The following is a 22408-nucleotide window of genomic DNA, read 5'->3' as shown; positions in this document are numbered from 1 at the left end:
GTGAACGCGAGCACAAACGTCCGCCCATTGTGGCAAAGAAGCCTCGCGGCCCCCGCGCGGGGGTGGAGGACCGGCCCCGGTCTCCGCACGGGTCCCACCGGTACCCCGGGGGACGGATCCGGGAGGACGTCCACCCGTGGGACCTGTCGGTGTCGTCGGGCTGCGGCTACCTTCGCAGCGTGGCGATGTTCCGACTCCAAGGCAGCAAGGTGCTCGCCGTCGAGATGACCGGGGACGCCGTGAAGGCGAAAAACGGCTCGATGGTCGCGTACGACGGGCAGATGGCGTTCAAGAAACTGAGCGGCGGCGGTGAGGGGCTCCGGGGGATGGTGACCCGGCGGCTCACCGGCGAGCAGATGACGGTGATGGAGGTGAAGGGGCACGGGACGTGCTGGTTCGCGGACCGGGCGTCCGAGATCAACCTGGTCGGCCTCCAGGGCGACAGGCTGTACGTCGAGTCGAGCAACCTGCTCGCGACCGACGCCGGCCTGCGCACCGGCACGACCTTCACGGGCCTGCGCGGCGCCTCCCAGGGCAACGGCCTGTTCACGACCACGGTCGAGGGCCACGGCCAGGCGGCGATCATGTCGGACGGCCCGGCGGTGGTGCTCCGGGTGAGCGCGCAGTACCCGCTGACCGTGGACCCGGGCGCCTACATCGCCCACCAGGGCAACCTCCGCCAGTCCTTCCAGTCAGGTGTGACATTCCGCACCTTCCTCGGAGAGGGCGGCGGCGAGGCCTTCCAGATCCGGTTCGAGGGGGACGGCTTGGTGTACGTGCAGCCGAGCGAGCGGAACACGATCGCGGGGGATGTGTGAGATGGCCCTGCGCGAGGTGAACTCCAAGATGGTCGAGGCGACCGTCATGCCCGGACAGCGGCTCTACAGCCAGCGTGGCGCGATGCTCGCCTACAAGGGCGAGGTGTCCTTCACCCCCAACGTCCAGGGCGGTCAGGGCGGCCTGATGTCCATGATCGGCCGCCGGGTCGCGGGCGAGGCCACCCCGCTCATGACCGTCGAGGGCAGCGGCACGGTCTTCTTCGGGCACGGCGGCCATCACGTCCAGGTCATCACCCTCACCGGCGACACCCTGTACGTCGAGGCGGACCGGCTGCTCGCCTTCGAGGGCACGCTGCAGCAGGGCACGATGTTCATGGGCGCCCAGGGCGGCGTGATGGGCATGGTGCGCGGCCAGGTCACCGGCCAGGGCCTGTTCACGACCACCCTCAAGGGCCACGGCGCGGTCGCCGTGATGGCCCACGGCGGGGTCTTCGAGGTCCCGATCACCCCGCAGCGCCCGGTCCACGTCGACCCGCAGGCCTACGTCGCCCACCACGGTGACGTCCGCAACAAGCTGTCGACCGCGCTCGGCTGGCGGGACATGGTGGGCCGCGGCTCCGGCGAGGCGTTCCAGCTGGAGCTCAGTGGAAACGGCACGGTGTACGTCCAGGCGTCGGAGGAGAAGCTGTGAGCGCATACGGTGCCGCCGGGCCGGTGGTCCACGACCCCATGACCCTCCCTGTCGACGACAACGTCAACAAGTACACCTTCTGCGTGGAGCTCAAGAGCGGCCAGTGGTTCCTGCAGAAGGGGAAGATGATCGCCTACTACGGGTCGATCGACTTCAACGGCGTCGGACACGGCCGTCTGGACCGTCTGGTCCGCACTTCTTTCCATTCGCCTCTGCACGCGAGCGACTGGGTGGTGGCGGAGGGCTCGGGCAAGATGCTCCTCGCCGACCGGGCCTTCGACGTCAATTCGTACGATCTGGACGAGGGCAACCTGACCATTCGCTCTGGCAACCTGCTCGCTTTTCAGCCAAGTCTCGCGCTCAAACAGTCGATCGTGCCGGGTTTTCTGACCCTTATCGGAACCGGAAAGTTTGTGGCCGCGTCCAACGGTCCGGTGGTGTTCATGGAACCCCCGATCCGGGTGGACCCGCAGGCGCTCGTGGGGTGGGCCGACTGCCCCTCCCCGTGCCACCACTACGACCACGGGTACATGACCGGGGTCATGGGCGGTCTACGTGCGATGACAGGCCTCGGCGGGGCCTCCGGGGAGGAGCACCAGTTCGAGTTCGTGGGGGCCGGCACGGTCCTGCTCCAGTCCACCGAGACCCTGATGGCGGAGCAGGCGACGGGAGCGGTTCCACACGAGCCCGGGGTACCCGGCGCGAGCGGGCCTTTCACAGGTCATTCACAGCAATCGGGCGCACCGCGCCTTCCCGGACAGCTGGGAGACCTGCAACGTCGCTTCGGGCTGTGAGCGGTAGTCTGCGGAGTGTGACATCGAACGCGTGCGCACAGTCACACCACCCTCACTAGTTCGCCTTTCAACATTTTAGGTAGACTTCATACATGGAGACCGAGACGGCCACGCGCTGGCTGACCGATGCGGAGCAGTGCGCCTGGCGCACCCACCTGGAGGTCAACAGGCTGTTGACGTACCAGCTCGAAAAGGATCTGCAGCCGTTCGGCCTGACAATGAACGACTACGAGATCCTGGTGAATCTGTCCGAATCCGAGGACTACCGGCTGCGGATGAGCGACCTCGCCGCGGCGACGCTCCAGTCCAAGAGCCGGCTCTCCCACCAGATCACCCGTATGGAGAACGCGAACCTGGTACGCCGGGAGAACTGCGAGTCCGACCGCCGCGGACTGTTCGCCGTCCTCACCGAACACGGCATGGAGACGATGAAGAAGGTGTCGCCCCATCATGTGGCCTCCGTGCGCCGGCACTTCATCGACCTGCTGTCACCGGAGGCGCTCATAGAGCTCGACAAGGGCCTCAGGCCGATCGCCGAACACCTGCGGGGACAACGCGGGCGCCCATGACGGCGAACGGCACCTGACGGCGGCGGACGAGGGTTCAGGTCTCGTCCGCCGCCCGCGTCAGGGACGCAGCCGGGTCACCGCCCACACGGCGGTGGCGGAACACAGGGCCGCGGCTGCCGCCAGGGCGAAGCAGGGTCCCACCGGCAGGCGCCCGAGCGCCAGCCCCGCGGCCACCGAACCCACCGAACTTCCGGCGTTCACGGCGGCGTTCACCCACGCCCCGGCCCGGGTCCGTGCCGACTCGCCCGCCGTCTCGTCGGCGAGCAGGTAGGCCGTGGTCAGGGTCGGCGCCACGAACACGCCGGTGGCCGTCATGGCCAGCCCCAGGGTCCAGACCCCGGGAGCCAGCCCGGCGACAGCCAGCGCCGACCCCATGCCCACCGTCAGCCGTACCAGCCGGGCGGCGGCCGGGAGGCGCCAGTCCACCGCCCCGTTCAGCAGGCCGCCCACCGCGCTGCCCACCGAGAGCGCCGCCAGCACCCAGGGGACGGCCTCGGTGCCGTTCGGCCGCTGCTCGGCGAAGGCCATCACCAGCAGGTCGGCACCGCTCAGGGCGAGCCCCAGCCCGGCGGCCGCGACCACCGGGGCCGCCGGAAAACGCCCGGGCGCCGCGCCGGCCGTACGCTTCGAGGCGGTCACGCCCCGCACCGCCGGTGACGTCACGAACGCGCAGGTACCGGCCAGCATGAGCACCGCGCTCAGCAGCAGCCCGGCCGGCGGCGGACCGAACCGCAGCAGCAGGCCGACCAGCGCCGGTCCGGACACGAACAGCAGCTCCTCGGCGACCCCGTCCAGGCTGTAGGCCCGCCGGAGCAGCGCCGGCTCGTCGACCAGGCGGCCCCACACCGCCCGCATGGTGGGGCCGAGCGGTGGCGCCAGGCAGCCGGAGAGGGCGGCGGTGACGGCGAGCGCCGCCGCGGGAGCGCCCGGACGCCACGTCAGGGCGGCGAGCAGACAGAGCACGCCGCTGTAGGCGGCCGCCATGGGAGGCAGGGCCCGCCGGGGGCCGTACCGGTCGACCAAGGTCGCCCGGACCGGCAGCAGGACGACCGCGGCGCCGCCGAAGAGGGCCATCACCACCCCCGTCACGGCGTAGGAACCGGTGGCGCGGGTCACGGACAGCAGGACGGACAGGGAGACGGTGCCGTAGGCGAGGCGGGCCGCGAGGGCGGCGAGGAAGGTGCGGCGCGCGTGCGGGACGCGCAGGACGGCGGCGTACGACGGTCGCCGGGCAGGTGCGGGGCGCGATGAAGTCAGCGCGGACATGGGGCGGTTCCTCGGGCGGAGGCGGAAGGGGGAACACCTGTGCGCGCCACGGCACGGGACATCGGGGTGCCGGTGGCGCGGGTGCCCGCTTACGCCATGGAGAGGAACATGCGGGTCAAAATAGCAGCCGGGGCCGTCCGCCGGTCACGATCGGTTCTCCGTCAGCCCCGCCACCAGTTCGTCCGCCGCGCGGTACGGGTCGAGTTCGCCGGTGACGATACGTTCGGCGAGCGCGCCGATCTGGCGGTCTCCGTGGAGATCGCCGATGCGTGCGCGCAGCGCCGTCACGGCGATGGTCTCGACCTCGCGGGCTGCGCGGGCCAGCCGGCGCTCGGCCAGGACGCCCCGCTCCTCCATCCAGGCGCGGTGCTTCTCCAGGGCTTCCACCAGCTCGTCGATGCCCTCGGCGCGGGCGGCGACCGTCTTGACGATCGGGGGGCGCCAGTCGCCGGGGCCCCGGGACTCGCCGAGCCCGAGCATGTGGTTCAGTTCGCGGGCGGTGGCGTCCGCGCCGTCCCGGTCGGCCTTGTTGACCACGTACACGTCGCCGATCTCCAGGATTCCGGCCTTGGCCGCCTGGATGCCGTCGCCCATTCCCGGGGCCAGCAGGACGACGGACGTGTCCGCCTGGGAGGCGATCTCCACCTCCGACTGGCCCACGCCCACCGTCTCGACGATGACCACGTCGCAGCCGGCCGCGTCCAGGACGCGGATGGCCTGCGGGGCCGCCCACGCGAGGCCGCCGAGGTGGCCTCGCGTGGCCATGGAGCGGATGTAGACGCCGGGGTCCGAAGCGTGGTCGGACATCCGGACGCGGTCCCCGAGCAGGGCGCCTCCGGAGAAGGGGGAGGACGGGTCGACGGCGAGTACGCCGACGCGTTTGCCCTGTTTGCGATAGGCGGTCACCAGGGCCGAGGTGGAGGTCGACTTGCCGACCCCCGGAGAGCCCGTCAGGCCGACGACATAGGCGTTGCCCGTCAGTGGCGCGAGCGCCGCCATGACCTCCCTGAGCTGCGGGGACGCCCCCTCCACCAGTGAGATCAGCCGGGCCACCGCACGCGGCCGGCCCTCCCTGGCCTGGGCCACCAGTGAGGAGACGTCCTGCATCACAGCTCCGTTCGCTCCGTTCGCTTCCGTCGGGTCGGCGAAACCTGCTCAGGCCTTCGGCACCCGCACGATCAGGGCGTCGCCCTGGCCGCCGCCACCGCACAGGGCGGCCGCGCCGACCCCGCCGCCGCGCCGCTTGAGCTCCAGCGCGAGGTGCAGGACCAGGCGGGCGCCGGACATGCCGATGGGGTGGCCCAGGGCGATGGCACCGCCGTTGACGTTCACCGTTTCGGTGGACACCCCGAGGTCCTTCATTGACTGGACGGCGACGGCCGCGAAGGCCTCGTTGATCTCGATGAGGTCCAGGTCGCCGACCTCCAGGCCCTCCTTCTTCAGGGCGTGCCGGATGGCGTTGGACGGCTGGGACTGCAGGGAGTTGTCCGGGCCCGCCACGTTGCCGTGGGCGCCGATCTCCGCCAGCCACTCCAGGCCCAGTTCCTCGGCCTTGGCCTTGCTCATCACGACCACGGCCGCCGCGCCGTCGGAGATCTGCGAGGAGGAGCCGGCCGTGATCGTGCCGTCGCGGGTGAACGCGGGCCGCAGCCTGCCCAGCGACTCGGCCGTGGTGTCGCCGCGGATGCCCTCGTCCTTGCTGAAGACGACCGGCTCGCCCTTGCGCTGCGGGATCTCGACCGGGGTGATCTCGGCCTCGAAGACGCCGTTCTTCTGCGCTGCCGCGGCCCGCTGGTGGGACAGGGCCGCCACCGCGTCCTGCTCCTCGCGCCCGAGGCCGAGACGGGTGTTGTGCTTCTCGGTCGACTCGCCCATCGGGATGTTCTCCCAGGCGTCGGTCAGACCGTCGTACGCCATCGCGTCGAGCATCTCGATCGATCCGTACTTGAAGCCCTCGCGGGACTTGGGGAGCAGATGCGGGGCGTTGGTCATGGACTCCTGGCCGCCCGCGACCACGATGTCGAACTCGCCGGCGCGGATCAGCTGATCGGCCAGGGCGATGGCGTCGAGGCCGGAGAGGCAGACCTTGTTGATCGTGAGCGCCGGGACGCTCATCGGGATGCCGGCCTTCACGGCGGCCTGGCGGGCCGGGATCTGGCCGGCGCCGGCCTGGAGCACCTGCCCCATGATCACGTACTGCACCTGGTCGCCGCCGATTCCGGCACGGTCGAGGGCGGCCTTGATCGCGAAGCCGCCCAGGTCGGCCCCGGAGAAGGACTTCAGCGAGCCCAGCAGTCGCCCCATGGGCGTGCGCGCACCCGCGACGATCACTGAGGTGGTTCCAGCGGTTCCAGAAGTCATGAGCTGCGAATCCCCTTACCGGCTGCACTGCCGAGGAGTGAACGAGGGTTTACTTCGAATGTATTGCGTGGCACTCCGTGCCGTCATCGGGCCGTCAGTGTGATCGCTGGCACGTTGCGTAACCATCGCGGTGGCGCTGCACTGAATCCATGCTGACGCGAATCGACCACATCGGGATCGCCTGCCACGACCTCGACGCGACCGTCGAGTTCTACCGGGCGACGTACGGCTTCGAGGTGTTCCACACCGAGGTCAACGAGGAGCAGGGTGTCCGGGAGGCCATGCTCAAGATCAACGAGACGTCCGACGGAGGCGCCTCCTACCTGCAGCTTCTGGAACCGACCCGGGAGGACTCGGCGGTCGGCAAGTGGCTGGCGAAGAACGGCGAAGGGGTGCACCACATCGCCTTCGGTACCGCCGACGTCGACGGTGACGCCGCGGACATCCGTGCCAAGGGCGTACGCGTTCTGTACGAGGAGCCACGGACCGGCTCCATGGGGTCGCGGATCACCTTCCTGCACCCGAAGGATTGCCACGGTGTACTGACAGAACTGGTCACTTCGGCGGCTGTTGAGTCACCTGAGCACTGACCCTCGTACATATGGGCCGGTAGGGTTGGGGGCGGTCGTCCCTTCGTACGTTCGCAGGGCCGGGGCGGCCGCATGCCGGGGTCCGGGTTTCGGGGGACGAGCGTCGGGGCAGCAGCCCGTGCTCCGCCGCTGATCTGACACCATTCCCCGGGGGCCCCGTTCGGCGGAAGAACGGAGCTCGTTCGGAGAAGGTTGCGACCAGGGGACGGATGGGACCGCGCAGTGCGGGGCTACGAGAGCCAGGAGCGAGAGCCGGCGGCTGACGTCGACCACCTCTCTCGGTTCGAGGCCGAGATGAAACGGCTGAAGACCGAGCGGGAAAAGGCGATCCAGCATGCCGAGGACCTCGGCTACCAGGTCGAGGTGCTGCGCGCCAAGTTGCACGAGGCGCGCCGCACCATCATGTCCCGGCCCGCGTTCGACGGCGGTGACATCGGGTACCACGCCGAGCAGCTGCTGCGGAACGCCCAGGTACAGGCCGACCAGATCCGCCAGGAGGCGGAGCGGGTGGCCGCGGAGGCGCGGGCGCAGACCCAGCGCATCCTCCAGGAGCACGCCGAGCAGGCCGCGCGGCTCCAGACCGAGCTGCACCAGGAGGCGGTGACCCGCCGCCAGCAGCTGGACCAGGAGCTGGCCGAGCGCCGGCAGACCGTCGAGTCGCACGTCAACGAGAACGTGGCATGGGCCGAGCAGCTGCGGGCCCGGACCGAGTCCCAGGCCCGGCGGCTGCTCGACGAGTCACGGGCCGAGGCCGAGCAGGCCATGGCCACCGCCCGCGCCGAGGCCGAGCGGATCGCCACCGAGGCCCGCCAGCGGGTGGCCGGCGACGCCGAGGCGGCTCGCGCCGAGGCCGAGCAACTGCTGCTGCGCGCCCGCCGGGACGCCGAGCGGCTGCTGAACGCCGCCTCCACGCAGGCCCAGGAGGCCACCGACCACGCGGAGCAGCTGCGCAGCTCCACCGCGACGGAGTCGGACACGGCCCGCCGGCAGGCCGGCGAGCTGAGCCGGGCCGCCGAGCAGCGGATGGCCGAGGCCGAGGAGGCACTGCGCAAGGCGCAGTCCGAGGCCGAGAAGCTGGTCACCGAGGCCGAGGCGAACGCCACCAAGGCCCTCTCCAGCGCCGAGGCCACCAACCAGCAGCGCACCCAGACGGCCAAGGAGCAGGTCGCCCGGCTGGTCAGCGAGGCCACCAAGGAGGCCGAGGCCACCAAGGCGAGCGCCGAGCAGGTCGTCGCGGACGCCCGCGCCGAGGCCGAGAAGATCATCGCGGAGGCCTCCGAGAAGGCCCGCACCCTGACCGCCGAGGAGAGCGCCTCCCAGCTGTCCAAGGCCGCCAAGACCGCCGAGGACGTCCTGAACCGGGCGGCCGAGGAGGCCAAGAACACCACCAAGGCGGCCGCCGAGGAGGCCGAGCGGATCCGCACCGAGGCGGAGACCGAGGCGGACCGGCTGCGCGCCGAGGCGCACGACATCGCCGAGCAGCTCAAGGGCACGGCGAAGGACGACACCAAGGAGTACCGCGCCAAGACGGTCGAGCTGCAGGAGGAGGCCCGCCGGCTGCGCGGCGAGGCCGAGCAGCTGCGTTCCGACGCGGTCGCCGAGGGCGAGTCGATCCGCGCCGAGGCCCGGCGCGAGGCCGTGCAGCAGATCGAGGAGGCGGCCAGGTCCGCCGAGGAACTGCTCGCCAAGGCCAAGGCCGACGCGGACGAGCTGCGGCAGACCGCCACCACGGACAGCGAGAAGGTCCGCACCGAGGCCATCGAGCGGGCGACGACGCTGCGCCGGCAGGCCGAGGAGACCCTGGAGCGCACCCGCCAGGAGGCCGACCGGCACCGCACCGAGGTCCTGGAGCAGTCCGAGTCCCTCAAGGAGGACGCCGAGCGGGCCGCGCGCGAACTGCGCGAGGAGACCGAGCGGGGCGTGGAGGCCCGGCGCGCGGAGGCCGCCGAGGAACTGACCCGGCTGCACACCGAGGCCGAGGAGCGGTTCGCGAGCGCCGAGCAGTCGCTCACCGAGGCCCGTGAGGAGGCCGGCCGCATCCGCCGGGAGGCGGGCGAGGAGACCGAGCGGCTGCGTTCCGAGGCCACCGAACGCATCCGCACGCTCCAGCAGCAGGCCGAGACCGAGGCCCAGCGGCTGCGCGACGAGGCCGCCGCCGACGCGTCCGCGTCCCGCGCGGAGGGCGAGTCCATCGCCGTACGGCTGCGGTCCGAGGCCGCGGCCGAGGCGGAGCGGCTCAAGCAGGAGGCCCAGGACACCGCCGACCGGGTCCGCGCCGAGGCGCAGGCGGCGGCCGAGCGGCTGTCCACCGAGGCGTCCGAGACACTGGCCGCCGCCCAGGAGGAGGCCACCCGGCGCCGCCGTGAGGCCGAGGAGCTGCTCGGTTCCGCCCGCCAGGAGGCCGACCAGGAGCGCGAGCGGGCCCGCGAGCAGAGCGAGGATCTGCTGGCCCAGGCCCGCAACCGGGTCGAGGAGGCGCAGGCCGAGGCCGTACGGCTGGTCGAGGACGCGGACCGGCGGGCCACCGAGATGGTGTCGGCCGCCGAGCTCCACGCCCAGCAGGTACGGGACTCGGTCTCCGGGCTGCACGAGCAGGCCCAGGAGGAGATCTCCGGACTGCGGTCGGCCGCCGAGCACGCGGCGGACCGCACGCGCCGGGAGGCCGAGGAGGAGTCGGACCGGGTCCGCGCGGACGCCTACGCCGAACGGGAGCGGGCCAGCGAGGACGCGACCCGGATCCGCCGGGAGGCGTCCGAGGCGTCCGAGGCGGCGACGGCGCTGGCCGAGCGGACCGTGTCCGACGCCGTGGCGGAGTCGGAGCGGCTGCGTTCGGAGGCGGCTGCGCACGCCCAGCGGGTGCGCACCGAGGCCTCCGACGCCACCGCGCAGGCCGAGCAGGACGCGGCGCGCACCCGCGCCGAGGCCCGGGAGGACGCCAACCGCCTGCGTTCGGACGCGGCGACGCAGGCCGACACCCTCATCACCGAGGCCCGCAACGAGGCCGAGCGGCTGCAGAGCGAGACCATCACCGAGGCCGACCGCGTCCGCGCGGACGCCATCGCCAAGGCGGAGAAGCTGATCGCGGACGCCTCCGGGGACGCGGAGCGGCTGCGCGCCGAGGCCGCCGAGACGGTCGGCTCCGCACAGCTGCACGCCGAGCGGACCCGGGCCGACGCCGAGCGGCTCAAGGCCGACGCGGAGGCGGCGGTCGAGCGGCTGCTCAACTCCGCCCGCGAGGAGGCCGAGCGGACGCTCGACGAGGCCCGCAAGGACGCCAACAAGCGGCGTCAGGACGTGGCCGAGCAGGTCGACACCCTCATCAACGAGACGACCGCCGAGGCCGACAAGCTGCTCACCGAGGCGCAGCAGCAGGCCCGCCAGACCACGGCGGACGCCGAGGCGCAGGCCGACAGCATGGTGGGCGCCTCCCGCAAGGAGGCCGACCGGCTGGTGGCCGAGGCCACGGTCGAGGGCAACTCGCTGGTGGAGAAGGCCCGCACGGACGCGGACGAGCTGCTTGTCGGCGCCCGCCGGGACGCCACCGCCATAAGGGAGCGGGCGGAGGAGCTGCGCGACCGCATCACCAGCGAGATCGAGGAGCTGCACGAGCGGGCCCGCCGCGAGGCCGCCGAGACCATGAAGTCCACCGGCGACCGCTGTGACGCGCTCATCAAGGCCGCCGAGGAGCAGCTCGCCAAGGCCCAGGCCAAGGCGAAGGACCTGGTGTCGGAGGCGAACTCCGAGGCGGGCAAGGTCCGGATCGCCGCCGTCAAGAAGGCCGAGGGGCTGCTCAAGGAGGCCGAGCTGAAGAAGGCCACGCTGGTCCGGGAGGCCGAGGAGCTCAAGGCCGAGGCGGTCCGCGAAGCCCGGGCCACGGTCGACGCCGGCAAGCGCGAGCTGGAGATCCTGGAGCGCCGCCGCGAGAACATCAACGGCGAGATCTCCCGTGTCCAGGACGTCCTGGAGGCATTGGAGTCCTTCGAGACCCCGGGGGCCGGCAAGGACGGCGGAGTCAAGGCGGGCAGCACGGTGGGTGCCCCCCGATCGGGTGGCAAGTCGTCAGAAGGATAGAGTCCGGTGTCGGTTCTGTAATGCTCTGGTGCTTTTGACCGAATCTTTGACAGAGCCTTTGGCAAGCGATCTCACAGCTAGCCACCCAAAAGGGGTGTCATTCTCCAGATCAAACACGTATCCGCTCGATGACACACCGCTTCGGCCCCTAGGATTCCACCTATCACCTCACCGGTCTCACTCGACAGGAACCCCATGAGCGACACTTCCCCCTACGGCTTCGAGCTTGTGCGGCGTGGGTACGACCGCGCTCAGGTGGACGAACGGATCTCCAAGCTCGTCTCCGACCGTGACAGCGCTCTCGCCCGCATCACCGCTCTGGAAAAGCGCATCGAGGAGCTCCACCTCGAAACGCAGAACGCCCAGGCCCAGGTAACCGACGCGGAGCCGTCGTACGCCGGCCTCGGCGCGCGGGTCGAGAAGATCCTTCGCCTCGCCGAGGAAGAGGCCAAGGACCTGCGCGAGGAGGCCCGCCGGGCGGCCGAGCAGCACCGTGAGCTCGCCGAGTCGGCCGCCCAGCAGGTTCGCAACGACGCGGAATCGTTCGCTGCGGAGCGCAAGGCAAAGGCCGAGGACGAGGGCGTCCGGATCGTCGAGAAGGCCAAGAGCGACGCGTCGCAGCTGCGTTCCGAGGCCCAGAAGGACGCGCAGTCCAAGCGTGAGGAAGCGGACGCGCTCTTCGAGGAGACCCGCGCGAAGGCCGCGCAGGCCGCCGCCGATTTCGAGACGAACCTCGCCAAGCGGCGCGAGCAGTCCGAGCGCGACCTGGCCTCGCGTCAGCAGAAGGCCGAGAAGCGCCTCGCCGAGATCGAGCACCGCGCGGAGCAGCTGCGCCTCGAGGCGGAGAAGCTGCGCACGGACGCGGAGCGTCGGGCGCGTCAGACCGTCGAGACGGCTCAGCGTCAGGCCGAGGACATCGTCGCGGACGCGAACGCCAAGGCCGACCGGATCCGCTCGGAATCCGAGCGCGAGCTGGCCGCGCTGACCAACCGCCGCGACAGCATCAACGCTCAGCTGACCAACGTCCGCGAGATGCTGGCCACGCTGACCGGCGCGGCGGTCGCCGCGGCGAGCAGCCCCGTGGAGGACGAGCCCGTCTCCCGTGGGGTCCCGGCCCAGCAGTCCCGCTAGGCGTTGGCGACATCAATGGCCCGTGCCCCTTCGGGGGTACGGGCCTTTGTCGTACCGCTGCGGGTGGACCGTGGTGGCTCGCGCAGTTCCCCGCCCCGTTCAGGGGCGTGCACCCGGCGCCCCTGAACGGGGCGGGGAACTACCCGAACGGCCCCCGCGGCTCCGCTCCGGTGGCAGGCCCAGGAGGCCGGTCTTAGCGTGGCCGCATGATCGAGCTGGAGGGCCTGACCAAGCGCTACGGCGACAAGACCGCGGTCGACGGCCTCACCTTCGCCGTGCGGCCCGGCATCGTGACCGGATTCCTCGGACCCAACGGGGCCGGGAAGTCCACCACCATGCGGATGATCCTCGGGCTCGACCATCCCACCGCCGGCCACGTGCGGATCGACGGCAAGCGGTACGAGCAGCTCAAGGACCCGCTGAGGTACATGGGGGCGCTGCTCGACGCCAAGGCCGTGCACGGCGGGCGCAGCGCCTTCAACCACCTGCTGTGCCTGGCGCAGAGCAACGGGATCCCGAAGACCCGGGTGGCCGAGGTCCTGGACACCGTCGGACTCACGGCGGTCGCTCGCAAGAAGGCCAAGGGGTTCTCGCTGGGCATGGGGCAGCGGCTGGGGATCGCCGGGGCGCTGCTCGGGGACCCGCGGATCCTGATGTTCGACGAGCCGGTGAACGGGCTCGACCCGGAGGGGATCCACTGGATCCGGACCCTGATGAAGTCACTGGCCGGCCAGGGACGGACCGTGTTCGTCTCCTCCCACCTCATGAGCGAGATGGCGCTGACCGCCGAGCACCTCGTCGTCATCGGCCAGGGACGGCTGCTCGCCGACACCTCCATGGCGGACTTCATCCGGACGAACTCGCGGTCCTACGTCCGGATCCGCTCCCCCCAGCGCGAGCGGCTGCTCGACGTGCTGCACGCGGCCGGGATCACCGTCGTCCAGACGGGGACCGGGGCGCTGGAGGTCGAGGGCGCGAAGGCCGAGCCGATCGGGGAGCTGGCCGCGCAGCACGGGATCGTGCTGCACGAGCTGAGCATCCAGCAGGCCTCGCTGGAGGAGGCGTTCATGCAGTTGACGGCGGAGTCCGTGGAGTACCACGCGCACGCCGACCCGGCCCCGGTGCCGCAGGGCTGGGGCTCCGGCTGGGACAAGGGGGCGTAATGGCGGTCGTCACTCAGGTCGTGCGGTCCGAGTGGACCAAGATCCGGTCGGTCTCCTCGACCGTGTGGACGCTGTCGCTGGCCGTGGTCGTCAGCGTGGCGCTCGGGACGCTGCTGTCCGCGCTCGCGGACAGCCACTTCTCCGACATGCCCGCTCGGGAACGGGTCTCCTTCGACCCGACGAACATCAGCTTCGCCGGGCTGACCCTCGGGCAGCTCGCGATGATCGTGTTCGGGGTGCTGGTGGTGTCCAACGAGTACAGCACCGGCATGATCCGCACCTCGCTGGCCGCGGTACCGCAGCGCGCCACCTTCCTCTTCAGCAAGATCGCGGTGGCGACGGGTCTGGCGCTGGTCGTCGGACTGGTGACCAGCTTCGCCGCGTTCTTCCTCGGGCAGGCCGTGCTCGGCTCGCACCGGGCCCACCTGGGCGACACCGGGGTGCTGCGCGCGGTCATCGGGGGCGGTCTCTACATGACGCTCATCGCGATGTTCTCCATGGGGGTGGCCACGATGCTGCGTTCGCCGCTGCTCTCCCTCGGCATCCTGATGCCGTTCTTCTTCCTGATCTCCAACATCCTCGGCAACGTCGACGCGACCAAGAAGATCGGCCGGTTCCTGCCGGACCAGGCGGGCAGCCACATCATGCAGGTGGTGCCGAGGGCCGGCGACGACGTCCCGTACGGGCCCTGGGGCGGCCTCGGGATCATGGGGCTGTGGGTGGCCGCCGCGCTCATCGGCGGGTACGCGCTGCTGAAGAAGCGGGATGCCCAGTGACCGGACCGATACGGACCGGCTTTGCCAGCTCTTGATGGGAACCGTCAGCGTCCCGATATCCTCCTAACCCTTACGGGGGCGTCTGCCCTGCTGTCCTGATCCTTTCGATGGGTGCGGAGCATGATCGAGGCTGTCGGCCTGACCAAGCGCTACGGCGACAAGACCGCCGTCTACAACCTTTCCTTCCAGGTACGGCCCGGCGCCGTCACCGGCTTCCTCGGGCCCAACGGTTCGGGCAAGTCGACGACCATGCGGATGATCCTGGGTCTGGACAACCCGACCGCGGGCGCCGTGACGATCGGCGGCTACCCCTACCGGCGGCTGCCCAACGCCGCCCGCCAGGTCGGCGCGCTGCTCGACGCCAAGGCGGTGCACGGCGGCCGGTCCGCCCGCAACCATCTGCTCTCCCTGGCCCAGCTGTCCGCCATCCCGGCCCGCCGGGTCGACGAGGTGCTCGGGGTGGTCGGCCTGCAGGGCGTGGCCGGCAAGCGCTCCAAGGGCTTCTCGCTCGGCATGGGCCAGCGCCTCGGCATCGCCGCCGCGCTGCTGGGGGACCCCCAGGTGCTGCTCTTCGACGAGCCGGTCAACGGCCTCGACCCGGAGGGCATCCTCTGGGTGCGCAACCTGATGAAGTCGCTCGCCGCCGAGGGCCGTACGGTCTTCGTCTCCTCCCACCTGATGAGCGAGATGGCGCTGACCGCCGACCACCTCATCGTCATCGGGCGCGGCCAGCTGCTCGCCGACATGAGCGTGACGGACTTCATTTCGGCCAACTCCGCCGACTTCGCGCGGGTGCGGACCCCGGACACCGAACCGCAGCTGCGCGAGAAGCTCGGCTCGGCGCTGACCGAGGCCGGCGGCCACGTCATGCCCGAGCAGGACGGGGCGCTGCGGGTGACCGGCCTGCCGCTGCCGCGGATCAGCGACCTCGCGCACGAGGCGGACGTACGGCTGTGGGAGCTCTCACCGCACCAGGCCTCCCTCGAAGAGGCGTACATGCGCATGACGCAGGGCGCCGTCGACTACCGGTCCTCGATCGACCAGAAGGCGGGCCTCCAGCAGCCCCTGCCGCCCGGTGCCCTTCCGCCGATGCCCGTGCCCGGGCAGGGCCAGCCGGGCTGGTACGCCCCGCCGCCGCCCCAGCAGGGCGGTCAGCCGTTCGCCGGGCCGTACGGCGCACAGGGAGCGCCCGCGGGCGCGTACGGCGCCCCACAGGCCCCTTACGGGGCTCCTCAGGCCGCTCCCCGCCCCAACCCGTACGCCGCCCCTGCCCAGGCGCCCGCCACCCCGGCCCCGGCGCCGGCCCCGGTGCCACAGCCGGCCTCCGACGCTCCCGCCCCCGCCGGCCCCGCCGACCTGACCAAGCCCGAGGACGCCCGATGAGCACCCACCAGCCCCCGATGCCGCAGGCAGCCCCGGCCGCGCCCGACTGGCAGGCGGCGCCCGGCGGTCCGTACCCCGGTTACACCTCGCCGATCCCGGTGGTGCGCACGCACCTCGGCCACGCCATCGCCTCCGAGTGGACGAAGATCCGTTCGGTGCGCTCGACGATCTGGACGCTCGGCGTCTTCGTGCTCCTCGTCGTCGGCATCGGGCTCCTCGTCGGCGCGGTGGTCAGCAACTCCGCCTCGACCGAGGACCTGTCCGGCGAGAGCGCGCTGTCCCTCGGCTTCTTCGGGCTGCTGCTCGGCAGCATGTGCATCATCACGCTGGGCGTGCTGACCACGGCCTCCGAGTACGGCACCGGAATGATCCGTACGACGATGGTCGCCTGCCCCTCCCGCGCGCGCGTGCTCGCGGCCAAGGCGATCGTCTTCTTCGGGCTCGCGTTCGTGATCACCCTCGCGGTCAGCGCGTTCGTGGCCATGACGCAGGTCTCGATGCTGAACGACGTCGCGCGGACGCCCACCGGCGGGGAATGGCTGAAGGGCACCGTCGGTGTCAGCCTCTACATCGCGCTGCTCGGGCTGCTCTCGCTGGTCATCGGTTCGGTCATCCGGCACTCGGCGGGCGCCATCACCATCATGATCGGCGCGGTGCTCGCCCCGCTGGTGATCGCGCTGTTCATGTTCTCGTCGTCGCTGGAGAAGGTGCGCACGGCCCTGTTCGAGTACTCGATCCCGAACCAGCTGAGCGTCTTCTACTCCAACTCCCTCAGCGACTCCGGCCCTTCGGGCTGGGACCCGCTGTGGATCATCCTGCTCGTGACCGCCGTCGCGTTCGGCGGCGCGTACCTGCTGCTGGAGAAGCGGGACGTGTGAGTCTCCTCCCGCTCTAGAACTTCGGCGCGTTCCTGGACCGCTGCACCCGTGTGGTGCGGCGGTCCTTCGCGTTCCAGCAGGCCTTGTGCCAGTGCCGGCGCTCGTCGACGCCCGAGTGCTCCGGCCAGGCGACGACGTGCGGGACGCCGGAGGGGATCACCTGGTCGCAGCCCGGGCAGCGGTAGGTCTTGCCGATCGCGCTGGCACCCGCGACGTGCCGCACGCTCCACTCCTCGCCCTGCCAGCTCTCGCTGGACTGCCAGCCGCCGTAGCGGTCCGCGCGGTCGTCCTCGGCGCTCCGGGCGGAGGCGGAGGCTCCGTTCGGGCCCTTGGCTCGGTTGCGACGCGGGGACACAGGACACCTCACGGGGCTATACAGGAAGCAGGAGCTGTCTCCAGCCTACGACGCGCGCGCGGGGGTACGCGAAGGGCACCAACCGGCACAAGTCCCCCTCCACGGCGACCCATTCTCCAGACAATCCGCAAATCTCTTCGCCAGGCCGTGTCCTCGGCACGTGTCAGACGGTTATGCCCGGTGGGGGAGCTCCGAGTAGGAGCCAGGAAAGCAGGAAATGCGATGCACGTAGGAAGTTTTGTCCTGGCGGCCCAGTTCCCGGGCCAGGGCCAGGGGGAGGCACTGCACCGGGCGGTGCGCACGGCGGAGGTGGCCGAAGAGGCCGGTCTGGACGCGGTCTGGCTGGCCGAACACCACTTCGTGCCGTACGGCACCTGTCCGTCCGCGGTCACCCTGGCGGCTCTGCTGCTGGGCCGCACCAGGCGTCTGCGAGTCGGTACGGCGGTGAGCGTACTGCCGACGGTGCACCCTGTGGCGCTCGGCGAACAGGCCGCACTGCTGCACGTCACGAGCGGCGGCCGCTTCACGCTCGGCGTGGGCCGGGGCGGGCCGTGGGTGGATCTGGAGGTGTTCGGGGCCGGTCTCGAAGCGTATGAACACGGCTTCCCGGAATCACTCGAACTGCTGATGCGCTGGCTGCGCGAACCCGCCGTGTCGGCCTCCGGGCCCCGCTTCTCCTTCCGTGAAGTCCCGGTCGTGCCGCGCCCGTCGGAGGCGCTGACGGAGGCACCGGGGCCGGAGGTGGTGGTCGCCTGCACCTCCCCGGCGAGCGTCCGGCTGGCCGCCGAGCACGGGCTGGCGATGCTGCTCGGGATGCATGTCGGGGACGAGGAGAAGGCCGAAATGGTCGCGCTGTGGCGCCGGCACGCGCGGGCCGCCGGGCGACCGGCCGAGGAGATCCTCGGCGCGGCCCACGTCTCGGCCGGCGTCTGCCAGATCGCCGACCGGCGCACCGACGCCGTGGAAACGCTGACGAAGGCGATGCCGGGCTGGCTCAAGCAGGGCCTGGAGGCCCATATGACGGTGGACGGCCGCTTCCGCTCCATGCGCGATCCGCTGGCCTACACCGAACTCCTCTGCGGACTGCACCCGGTGGGAACCCCGCGGCTGTGTGCCGACCGGCTCGCGGCGACCTCCGAGCGGACCGGAATCTCCCGTTTCGCCCTGCTGACCGAGGGCTCGGGAGATCTTGCGGCCACGGAGGAGAACGTACGACGGCTGGGTGCCGAGGTACTGCCGCACCTCCGGTGACCTCACAACTGCGCGGGGAGCTTGCCGCCCCAGTGACTTATTGCACCTCCCGCGTGTGGAGCGGCAAGCAAGCGGCTCACTGCGTCAGCAGCACCGGAGCTCCGCGTCAGCAGTCCCGGAGCTCCGGGGACTGGTTCAGCAGTTGGTTGCGCACCGAGGTGAAGCGGGCCAGCGTCGCGTCCACCGAGGTGTCCAGCGGGAACACCGCTACCCGGTGGCAGTTCTGGAAGGCCAGCCGGACACCGAAGTGCCGCTGCAGGGCGCCGCGTATGGCGTCACTCGCGAGCGCACGCAGCAGCTGACCGCGTGCCTGCTCGTCCGGCGGGGGCGTCTGGTTGTCGGCGAACTCTCCGCCGTCCACCTTCAGCTGGGCCACCAGGGAGCTGATCATCTCCCATGCGTAAGGCAGGGAGGTCCGGACGCAGTCGACGAAATCTGCTTCGTCGACCTCGCCTCGCTCGGCCTGTTCGAGTAGGGCCGGTGAGACGTCGAGCGACATGGGTTCTCCTCTCGCACCCCCGAACAGCAGGGGTTGCCGGACAGGTAGGGGGAGTTCGCGATACCGGACACGCTGAGTGCACACACAGCGACCTCCCGTTCACTACGGTAGGCAACGTACGGTGACGCCACCAGGAGATTGCGTATATGCGACGGTCCCTTTAGGCACACAATCGGCCAGAGTTGAACAGGCGTGTGCAGGCGACTCGTCAGGACCGGTCGCGGCGGCCGGTCGGAGGCCGGCCTGACGGTGGCTGGGCGAATCGCGTGGAGGGCGGGGCGTCGAGTAGCGTTGCCGACCATGCGTCTCGTCATCGCCCGGTGCTCCGTCGACTACGCCGGCCGGCTCACCGCCCACCTTCCCTCGGCCCCCCGTCTGATCCTGGTCAAGGCGGACGGCAGTGTCTCCATCCACGCGGACGACCGGGCCTACAAGCCCCTCAACTGGATGTCGCCGCCGTGCACCCTCAAGGAGGGGTCGGGCGGCGAGGAGGGCGTCTGGACGGTCATCAACAAGGCGGGCGAGAAGCTCATCATCACGATGGAGGAGGTCCTGCACGACTCCTCGCACGAGCTGGGTGTGGACCCGGGTCTGATCAAGGACGGCGTGGAAGCGCACCTGCAGGAGCTGCTGGCCGACCGCATCGAGACGCTCGGCGAGGGCTACACCCTGATCCGCCGCGAGTACATGACGGCGATCGGCCCGGTGGACATCCTGTGCCGGGACGCGGACGGCCAGACCGTCGCCGTCGAGATCAAGCGCCGGGGCGAGATCGACGGCGTGGAACAGCTCACCCGGTACCTGGACCTGCTCAACCGCGACCCCCATCTCGCCCCCGTGCGGGGCGTCTTCGCGGCCCAGGAGATCAAGCCCCAGGCCCGCGTCCTCGCCACCGACCGCGGCATCGGCTGCGCGGTCCTGGACTACGACGCGCTGCGGGGCGTGGAGGACGACAAGCTGCGGCTGTTCTGAACGCCGGGCGGCCGGCCGCCGCCCCACACGGCCGAGGGCCGGTCTCCACGCGGGAGACCGGCCCTCGGGCGTTGCTCAGATGACCGTGCCGGTGGATGTTCCCGGGCGGACACCCTCCGACGCGCTCGACGTGACGACGGTCGGGGTGTCGGAGGTCGGGCCGCTGGCCGAGTCGGTCGTGCTGGGGGTGTCGCTCGGGGAGGCGCTCTCCGAGGGGGTGGCCGACGACGTCTCGGACGGGGGGATCGAGGACGGCGGTGTCGTCGGCGGCTTCGTCGGCGGGCTGGACGACGGCTTGGTCGGTTTCACTGACGGCTTGCTCGACGTCCCTCCGCCGCCCGAAGAGCCCTTCGTTCCGGTCGGCGTCTCCGACGGGGTCACCTCGTCCGACGGCGGTGTCGGATCGTCCGACGTGCCGAGCGTGCCGTCGGGGCCGGGGTCCGTCGGTTTGGTGGACGTCATGCCCGTGTCGCCCGCTCCCGGCGACTGCTTGGGATCGGCGTCGAGGCCGCCGTCGCCCGCACCCGCCGACGGGTTGACGCTCACGTTGTCGGCCGGGTCGTCGGCGTTGTCGTGGGAGGTCATGCCGAGCCCCACCACCGTGCCGAGGACCGCGGTGAGCAGGACACCCGCGCTCACCGCCACCAGGTTGCGGCGGGCCATGCGCACGAGACCGCCGCCCCGGGCCGCCGGCGTGTGCTCCGGGACCCGGCGGGTGACCACCGTGTCCGAGATCGGGGAGTGGACGGCCGGGAAGGGCGTCGTGACACCGCCCGCCGGGGATATCGACTCCTCGTGGCGGGCGTCGGAGATCTCGTCGCCGACCATCGCGGCGAGGCTGGGAATGACCTCGCCCAAGCGGTCGGCGACCAGCGCCAGCGCCCGCCGGCCGGCCGTCGTACCCCGCTTGTCGGAGAGCGCGCCACGCAGCCCGATGGAGGCCTCCAGCTCCGCCCGGGCCTGGTCCAGCTCGTCGCCGCAGAGCGCGAGTATCCCCAACTCGTGATGGAAATAGGCTTGTTCCCCTACCTCGCCGGAGAGGCGGGTCGCCTCCGCGCCGGCCCGGAGCACACGTTCCCAGGCGCTCCAGCGCAGTCCGGCCGCGAACGCGGGCGCGGCCGTGCGGGCCAGTCGCACCGGCGTGGACTCCTCGCCCTCGGCCGGAGGCACGGTGGCCGGGACGAGGACCGCCAGGGCGGCGAGGACCGCGTCGGCCTCGGCGCACACCCGGTCGGGGGTGACCGAGGGGTGCCCGGCCCACCAGGAGTAGTGCCGGCCGGCGGCGAGGGCCTGGGCTTCGATGTCGTCGGCGTACCCGGCGGCCTCCAGCTGCTGCTGGACGCCCGCGGCGAGCCGGTAGCGGGAGCCGACCGGGGAGACCAGTCCGCAGGCCGCCAGTTCGCCGAGGGCGGCGTCCGCGTGGGTGTCGCCTACCAGGGCGGGCAGGTGGGCCTGGTGCGGGATCTCGCCGCCGAGGGCGACCGCGAAGCGCAGGGTGGCGCGGGCGGAGGCGCTGAGGCGGCCGGCGAGCAGCGGGGCGGGCGCGGCGGCCTCGCCGAGGGACGGCAGCGGGATCTCTTCGGCCGCGTCGGCGTCGAAGTGCGCGTCGGCCGGCAGCTCGGACAGGTCGGAGGCGAAGACGCCGAACTCGTCGACGGCGCCGGTGCTGGCCCGCAGCTGGTCGCGCTGGCGCAGCAGGGCGCCCGCCTGGACGAACCGCAGCGGCAGGCCCTCGGACTCGAACCAGAGGTCGCCGGCCCAGTTGGCCTCCTCCTCGCTGAGCACCCGGCCGACCGCGCGCTCCAGGATGTCCACTCCCCCGGCCCGCTCCAGGCCGCTGAGGAACACCTCCTCGACGGCGGAGTCGGCACTGGGCGCCGGTACGTCCGGGGTGGCGGCGATCAGGAAGGCGCACTCCGGGGTGGCGTCGATCAGCTCGTCGAGTCCGGAGCCGCCGAACTCGATGTCGTCGAGGACGACGACCGCGCCGATCTCTCCGGCCAGTTCGAGGAGCTCGTCGTGGCCGGGCCGGTGCGCGGGCGCCTTGTAGACGGCGTAGAAGAGGTCGCGGAGCAGGTCCTCGGACGTGCGGTGGAAGCCGTTGAGGCGGACCACGCCGTCGGGGGCGAGGTCCGAGCAGTCGTCGGCGACCAGGTCGAGGAGGGCGGTGCGGCCGGAGCCCGCGGGGCCGGTGAGGCGCACGGAGCGGCCGCGGGCGAGCAGGCGTACCAGGCGTTCGCGGTCGTCCTGGCGCTCCAGGAGCGGCAGCTCGGGCCGGCTGGGACCGGGCGGCACCGGCGGCCGGGCGGCGCGCTCGTACTCGGCGCGCTCGGCGGCGGTGCGCTTCTCCGGTACGGCGGGACGTTCGGTCGGCGGGCAGGGTTCTATCTCGCTGCCGTCGACCGGGTTCACGGTCAGCAGGAAGTCGCCGGAGACCAGCCGCGCCGTGCGGACGACCGCCGGCGTGCTCTGGCCGAAGTCGCTGGTGAGGGATTCCCTCGGCGGGCGCTGGCGCGGCGCGGCGCCCGACCCGGTCTCGAACAGGCTCGGCCGGGAGACGCCTCCCTCGTCCTGTCCGTACGCCTCGGGTCCCGGGTTGATCGGGTCCATAGGTTCCTAGCCCCCCAAAAGCGTGGTGTGCCGTGAATTCGGGCCCCTCCCGGCCTGTTGCACACTGCACTGTCGCTTCTGGTCCGGGCCCGCGCTCGAAGGGTGACAAGGCAGCGGGCGACCGAACCCTAAACCTTCGCACAGTATCTACGACAGTCCGGGGTACCGCGCCGTCCAAGACATCACGGTCTCGTGAGGATTGCGCCTGACATGCGCTTGTGCGCGGTCCGTCCGGGTCAGCCCCGCCGCCCGGTTCCCACCGCGTCCCG

The 22408-nt window shown here is 71.5% G+C and carries 19 protein-coding genes; 13 read left to right on the top strand and 6 right to left on the bottom strand.

What is annotated here, in order from left to right:
• Positions 1-185: 185 nt before the first annotated feature.
• From ACZ4O3_RS05830 to ACZ4O3_RS05815, 4 genes are all read left to right on the top strand, one after another.
• A complete protein-coding gene (locus ACZ4O3_RS05830) occupies positions 186-818 on the top strand; it encodes an AIM24 family protein (RefSeq protein ID WP_362713775.1) in 633 nt (210 codons plus the stop codon).
• Between the two features lies 1 nt (position 819).
• Positions 820-1470, top strand: coding sequence for an AIM24 family protein (locus ACZ4O3_RS05825; protein ID WP_362713777.1), 651 nt, complete (start codon positions 820-822; stop codon positions 1468-1470).
• Positions 1467-2264 carry an AIM24 family protein gene (locus ACZ4O3_RS05820; protein ID WP_362713769.1) on the top strand — a complete coding sequence of 266 codons (798 nt, stop codon included), beginning with the start codon at positions 1467-1469 and terminating at the stop codon, positions 2262-2264. The genes ACZ4O3_RS05825 and ACZ4O3_RS05820 overlap by 4 nt, the downstream gene beginning before the upstream one ends.
• A gap of 92 nt (positions 2265-2356) precedes the next feature.
• Positions 2357-2833 carry a MarR family winged helix-turn-helix transcriptional regulator gene (locus tag ACZ4O3_RS05815; RefSeq protein WP_362713771.1) on the top strand — a complete coding sequence of 159 codons (477 nt, stop codon included), beginning with the start codon at positions 2357-2359 and terminating at the stop codon, positions 2831-2833.
• A 57-nt stretch (positions 2834-2890) separates the two neighbouring features.
• Here ACZ4O3_RS05815 and ACZ4O3_RS05810 read toward each other — a convergent pair whose 3' ends face one another.
• The 3 genes from ACZ4O3_RS05810 to ACZ4O3_RS05800 form a co-directional block, all read right to left on the bottom strand.
• Complete coding sequence (locus ACZ4O3_RS05810; protein ID WP_467721285.1) at positions 2891-4099, bottom strand: MFS transporter; 1209 nt, start codon at positions 4097-4099, stop codon at positions 2891-2893.
• Between the two features lie 144 nt (positions 4100-4243).
• Complete coding sequence (gene meaB, locus ACZ4O3_RS05805; protein WP_362727504.1) at positions 4244-5206, bottom strand: methylmalonyl Co-A mutase-associated GTPase MeaB; 963 nt, start codon at positions 5204-5206, stop codon at positions 4244-4246.
• 48 nt (positions 5207-5254) lie between these two features.
• On the bottom strand, positions 5255-6460 hold the full coding sequence (locus tag ACZ4O3_RS05800) for an acetyl-CoA C-acetyltransferase (RefSeq protein ID WP_362727501.1): 1206 nt from the start codon (positions 6458-6460) through the stop codon (positions 5255-5257).
• A 149-nt stretch (positions 6461-6609) separates the two neighbouring features.
• Here ACZ4O3_RS05800 and mce point away from each other — a divergent pair, with 149 nt between their 5' ends.
• The 7 genes from mce to ACZ4O3_RS05765 all read left to right on the top strand — a co-directional run bounded on the left by mce (position 6610) and on the right by ACZ4O3_RS05765 (position 16452).
• Positions 6610-7050 (top strand): methylmalonyl-CoA epimerase, encoded by a 441-nt coding sequence (mce, locus tag ACZ4O3_RS05795; RefSeq protein WP_362727496.1) that lies wholly within the window; start codon positions 6610-6612, stop codon positions 7048-7050.
• 222 nt (positions 7051-7272) lie between these two features.
• Positions 7273-11121: a polarized growth protein Scy gene (gene scy / locus ACZ4O3_RS05790; RefSeq protein ID WP_467721284.1), complete on the top strand. Its 3849-nt coding sequence runs from the start codon at positions 7273-7275 to the stop codon at positions 11119-11121.
• Positions 11122-11316: 195 nt separating this feature from the next.
• Positions 11317-12252 (top strand): coiled-coil domain-containing protein, encoded by a 936-nt coding sequence (locus ACZ4O3_RS05785; RefSeq protein ID WP_362729537.1) that lies wholly within the window; start codon positions 11317-11319, stop codon positions 12250-12252.
• Positions 12253-12458: 206 nt separating this feature from the next.
• The gene (locus ACZ4O3_RS05780) at positions 12459-13415 is read left to right on the top strand and encodes an ABC transporter ATP-binding protein (protein ID WP_467721283.1); all 957 of its coding nucleotides are present in this window, start codon (positions 12459-12461) and stop codon (positions 13413-13415) included.
• Positions 13415-14191 carry an ABC transporter permease gene (locus tag ACZ4O3_RS05775; protein ID WP_362730052.1) on the top strand — a complete coding sequence of 259 codons (777 nt, stop codon included), beginning with the start codon at positions 13415-13417 and terminating at the stop codon, positions 14189-14191. The genes ACZ4O3_RS05780 and ACZ4O3_RS05775 overlap by 1 nt, the downstream gene beginning before the upstream one ends.
• 120 nt (positions 14192-14311) lie before the next feature.
• Positions 14312-15574 carry an ABC transporter ATP-binding protein gene (locus ACZ4O3_RS05770; protein WP_467721281.1) on the top strand — a complete coding sequence of 421 codons (1263 nt, stop codon included), beginning with the start codon at positions 14312-14314 and terminating at the stop codon, positions 15572-15574.
• Entirely contained in the window at positions 15571-16452 is an 882-nt protein-coding gene (locus ACZ4O3_RS05765) for an ABC transporter permease (protein WP_362725294.1), read from the top strand. Before ACZ4O3_RS05770 ends, ACZ4O3_RS05765 begins: the two co-directional genes overlap by 4 nt.
• 13 nt (positions 16453-16465) lie before the next feature.
• On the opposite strand, the gene ACZ4O3_RS05760 is transcribed toward ACZ4O3_RS05765, so the two are convergent.
• Positions 16466-16807, bottom strand: coding sequence for an ATP/GTP-binding protein (locus tag ACZ4O3_RS05760; protein ID WP_362725280.1), 342 nt, complete (start codon positions 16805-16807; stop codon positions 16466-16468).
• 222 nt (positions 16808-17029) lie between these two features.
• Here ACZ4O3_RS05760 and ACZ4O3_RS05755 point away from each other — a divergent pair, with 222 nt between their 5' ends.
• The gene (locus ACZ4O3_RS05755; protein WP_362725283.1) at positions 17030-18058 is read left to right on the top strand and encodes an LLM class flavin-dependent oxidoreductase; all 1029 of its coding nucleotides are present in this window, start codon (positions 17030-17032) and stop codon (positions 18056-18058) included.
• 106 nt (positions 18059-18164) lie between these two features.
• On the opposite strand, the gene ACZ4O3_RS05750 is transcribed toward ACZ4O3_RS05755, so the two are convergent.
• Complete coding sequence (locus tag ACZ4O3_RS05750) at positions 18165-18557, bottom strand: SCO5389 family protein (RefSeq protein ID WP_362725286.1); 393 nt, start codon at positions 18555-18557, stop codon at positions 18165-18167.
• Between the two features lie 300 nt (positions 18558-18857).
• On the opposite strand from ACZ4O3_RS05750, the gene nucS reads away from it, so the two are divergent.
• Positions 18858-19529, top strand: coding sequence for an endonuclease NucS (nucS, locus tag ACZ4O3_RS05745; protein ID WP_362725289.1), 672 nt, complete (start codon positions 18858-18860; stop codon positions 19527-19529).
• A gap of 75 nt (positions 19530-19604) precedes the next feature.
• Here nucS and ACZ4O3_RS05740 read toward each other — a convergent pair whose 3' ends face one another.
• Positions 19605-22139 carry an ATP-binding protein gene (locus ACZ4O3_RS05740; protein WP_467721280.1) on the bottom strand — a complete coding sequence of 845 codons (2535 nt, stop codon included), beginning with the start codon at positions 22137-22139 and terminating at the stop codon, positions 19605-19607.
• Between the last annotated feature and the right edge of the window lie 269 nt (positions 22140-22408).

This window comes from Streptomyces sp. NPDC026515, assembly GCF_055567595.1.
This window is presented reverse-complemented; position numbering and strand designations above follow the sequence as displayed.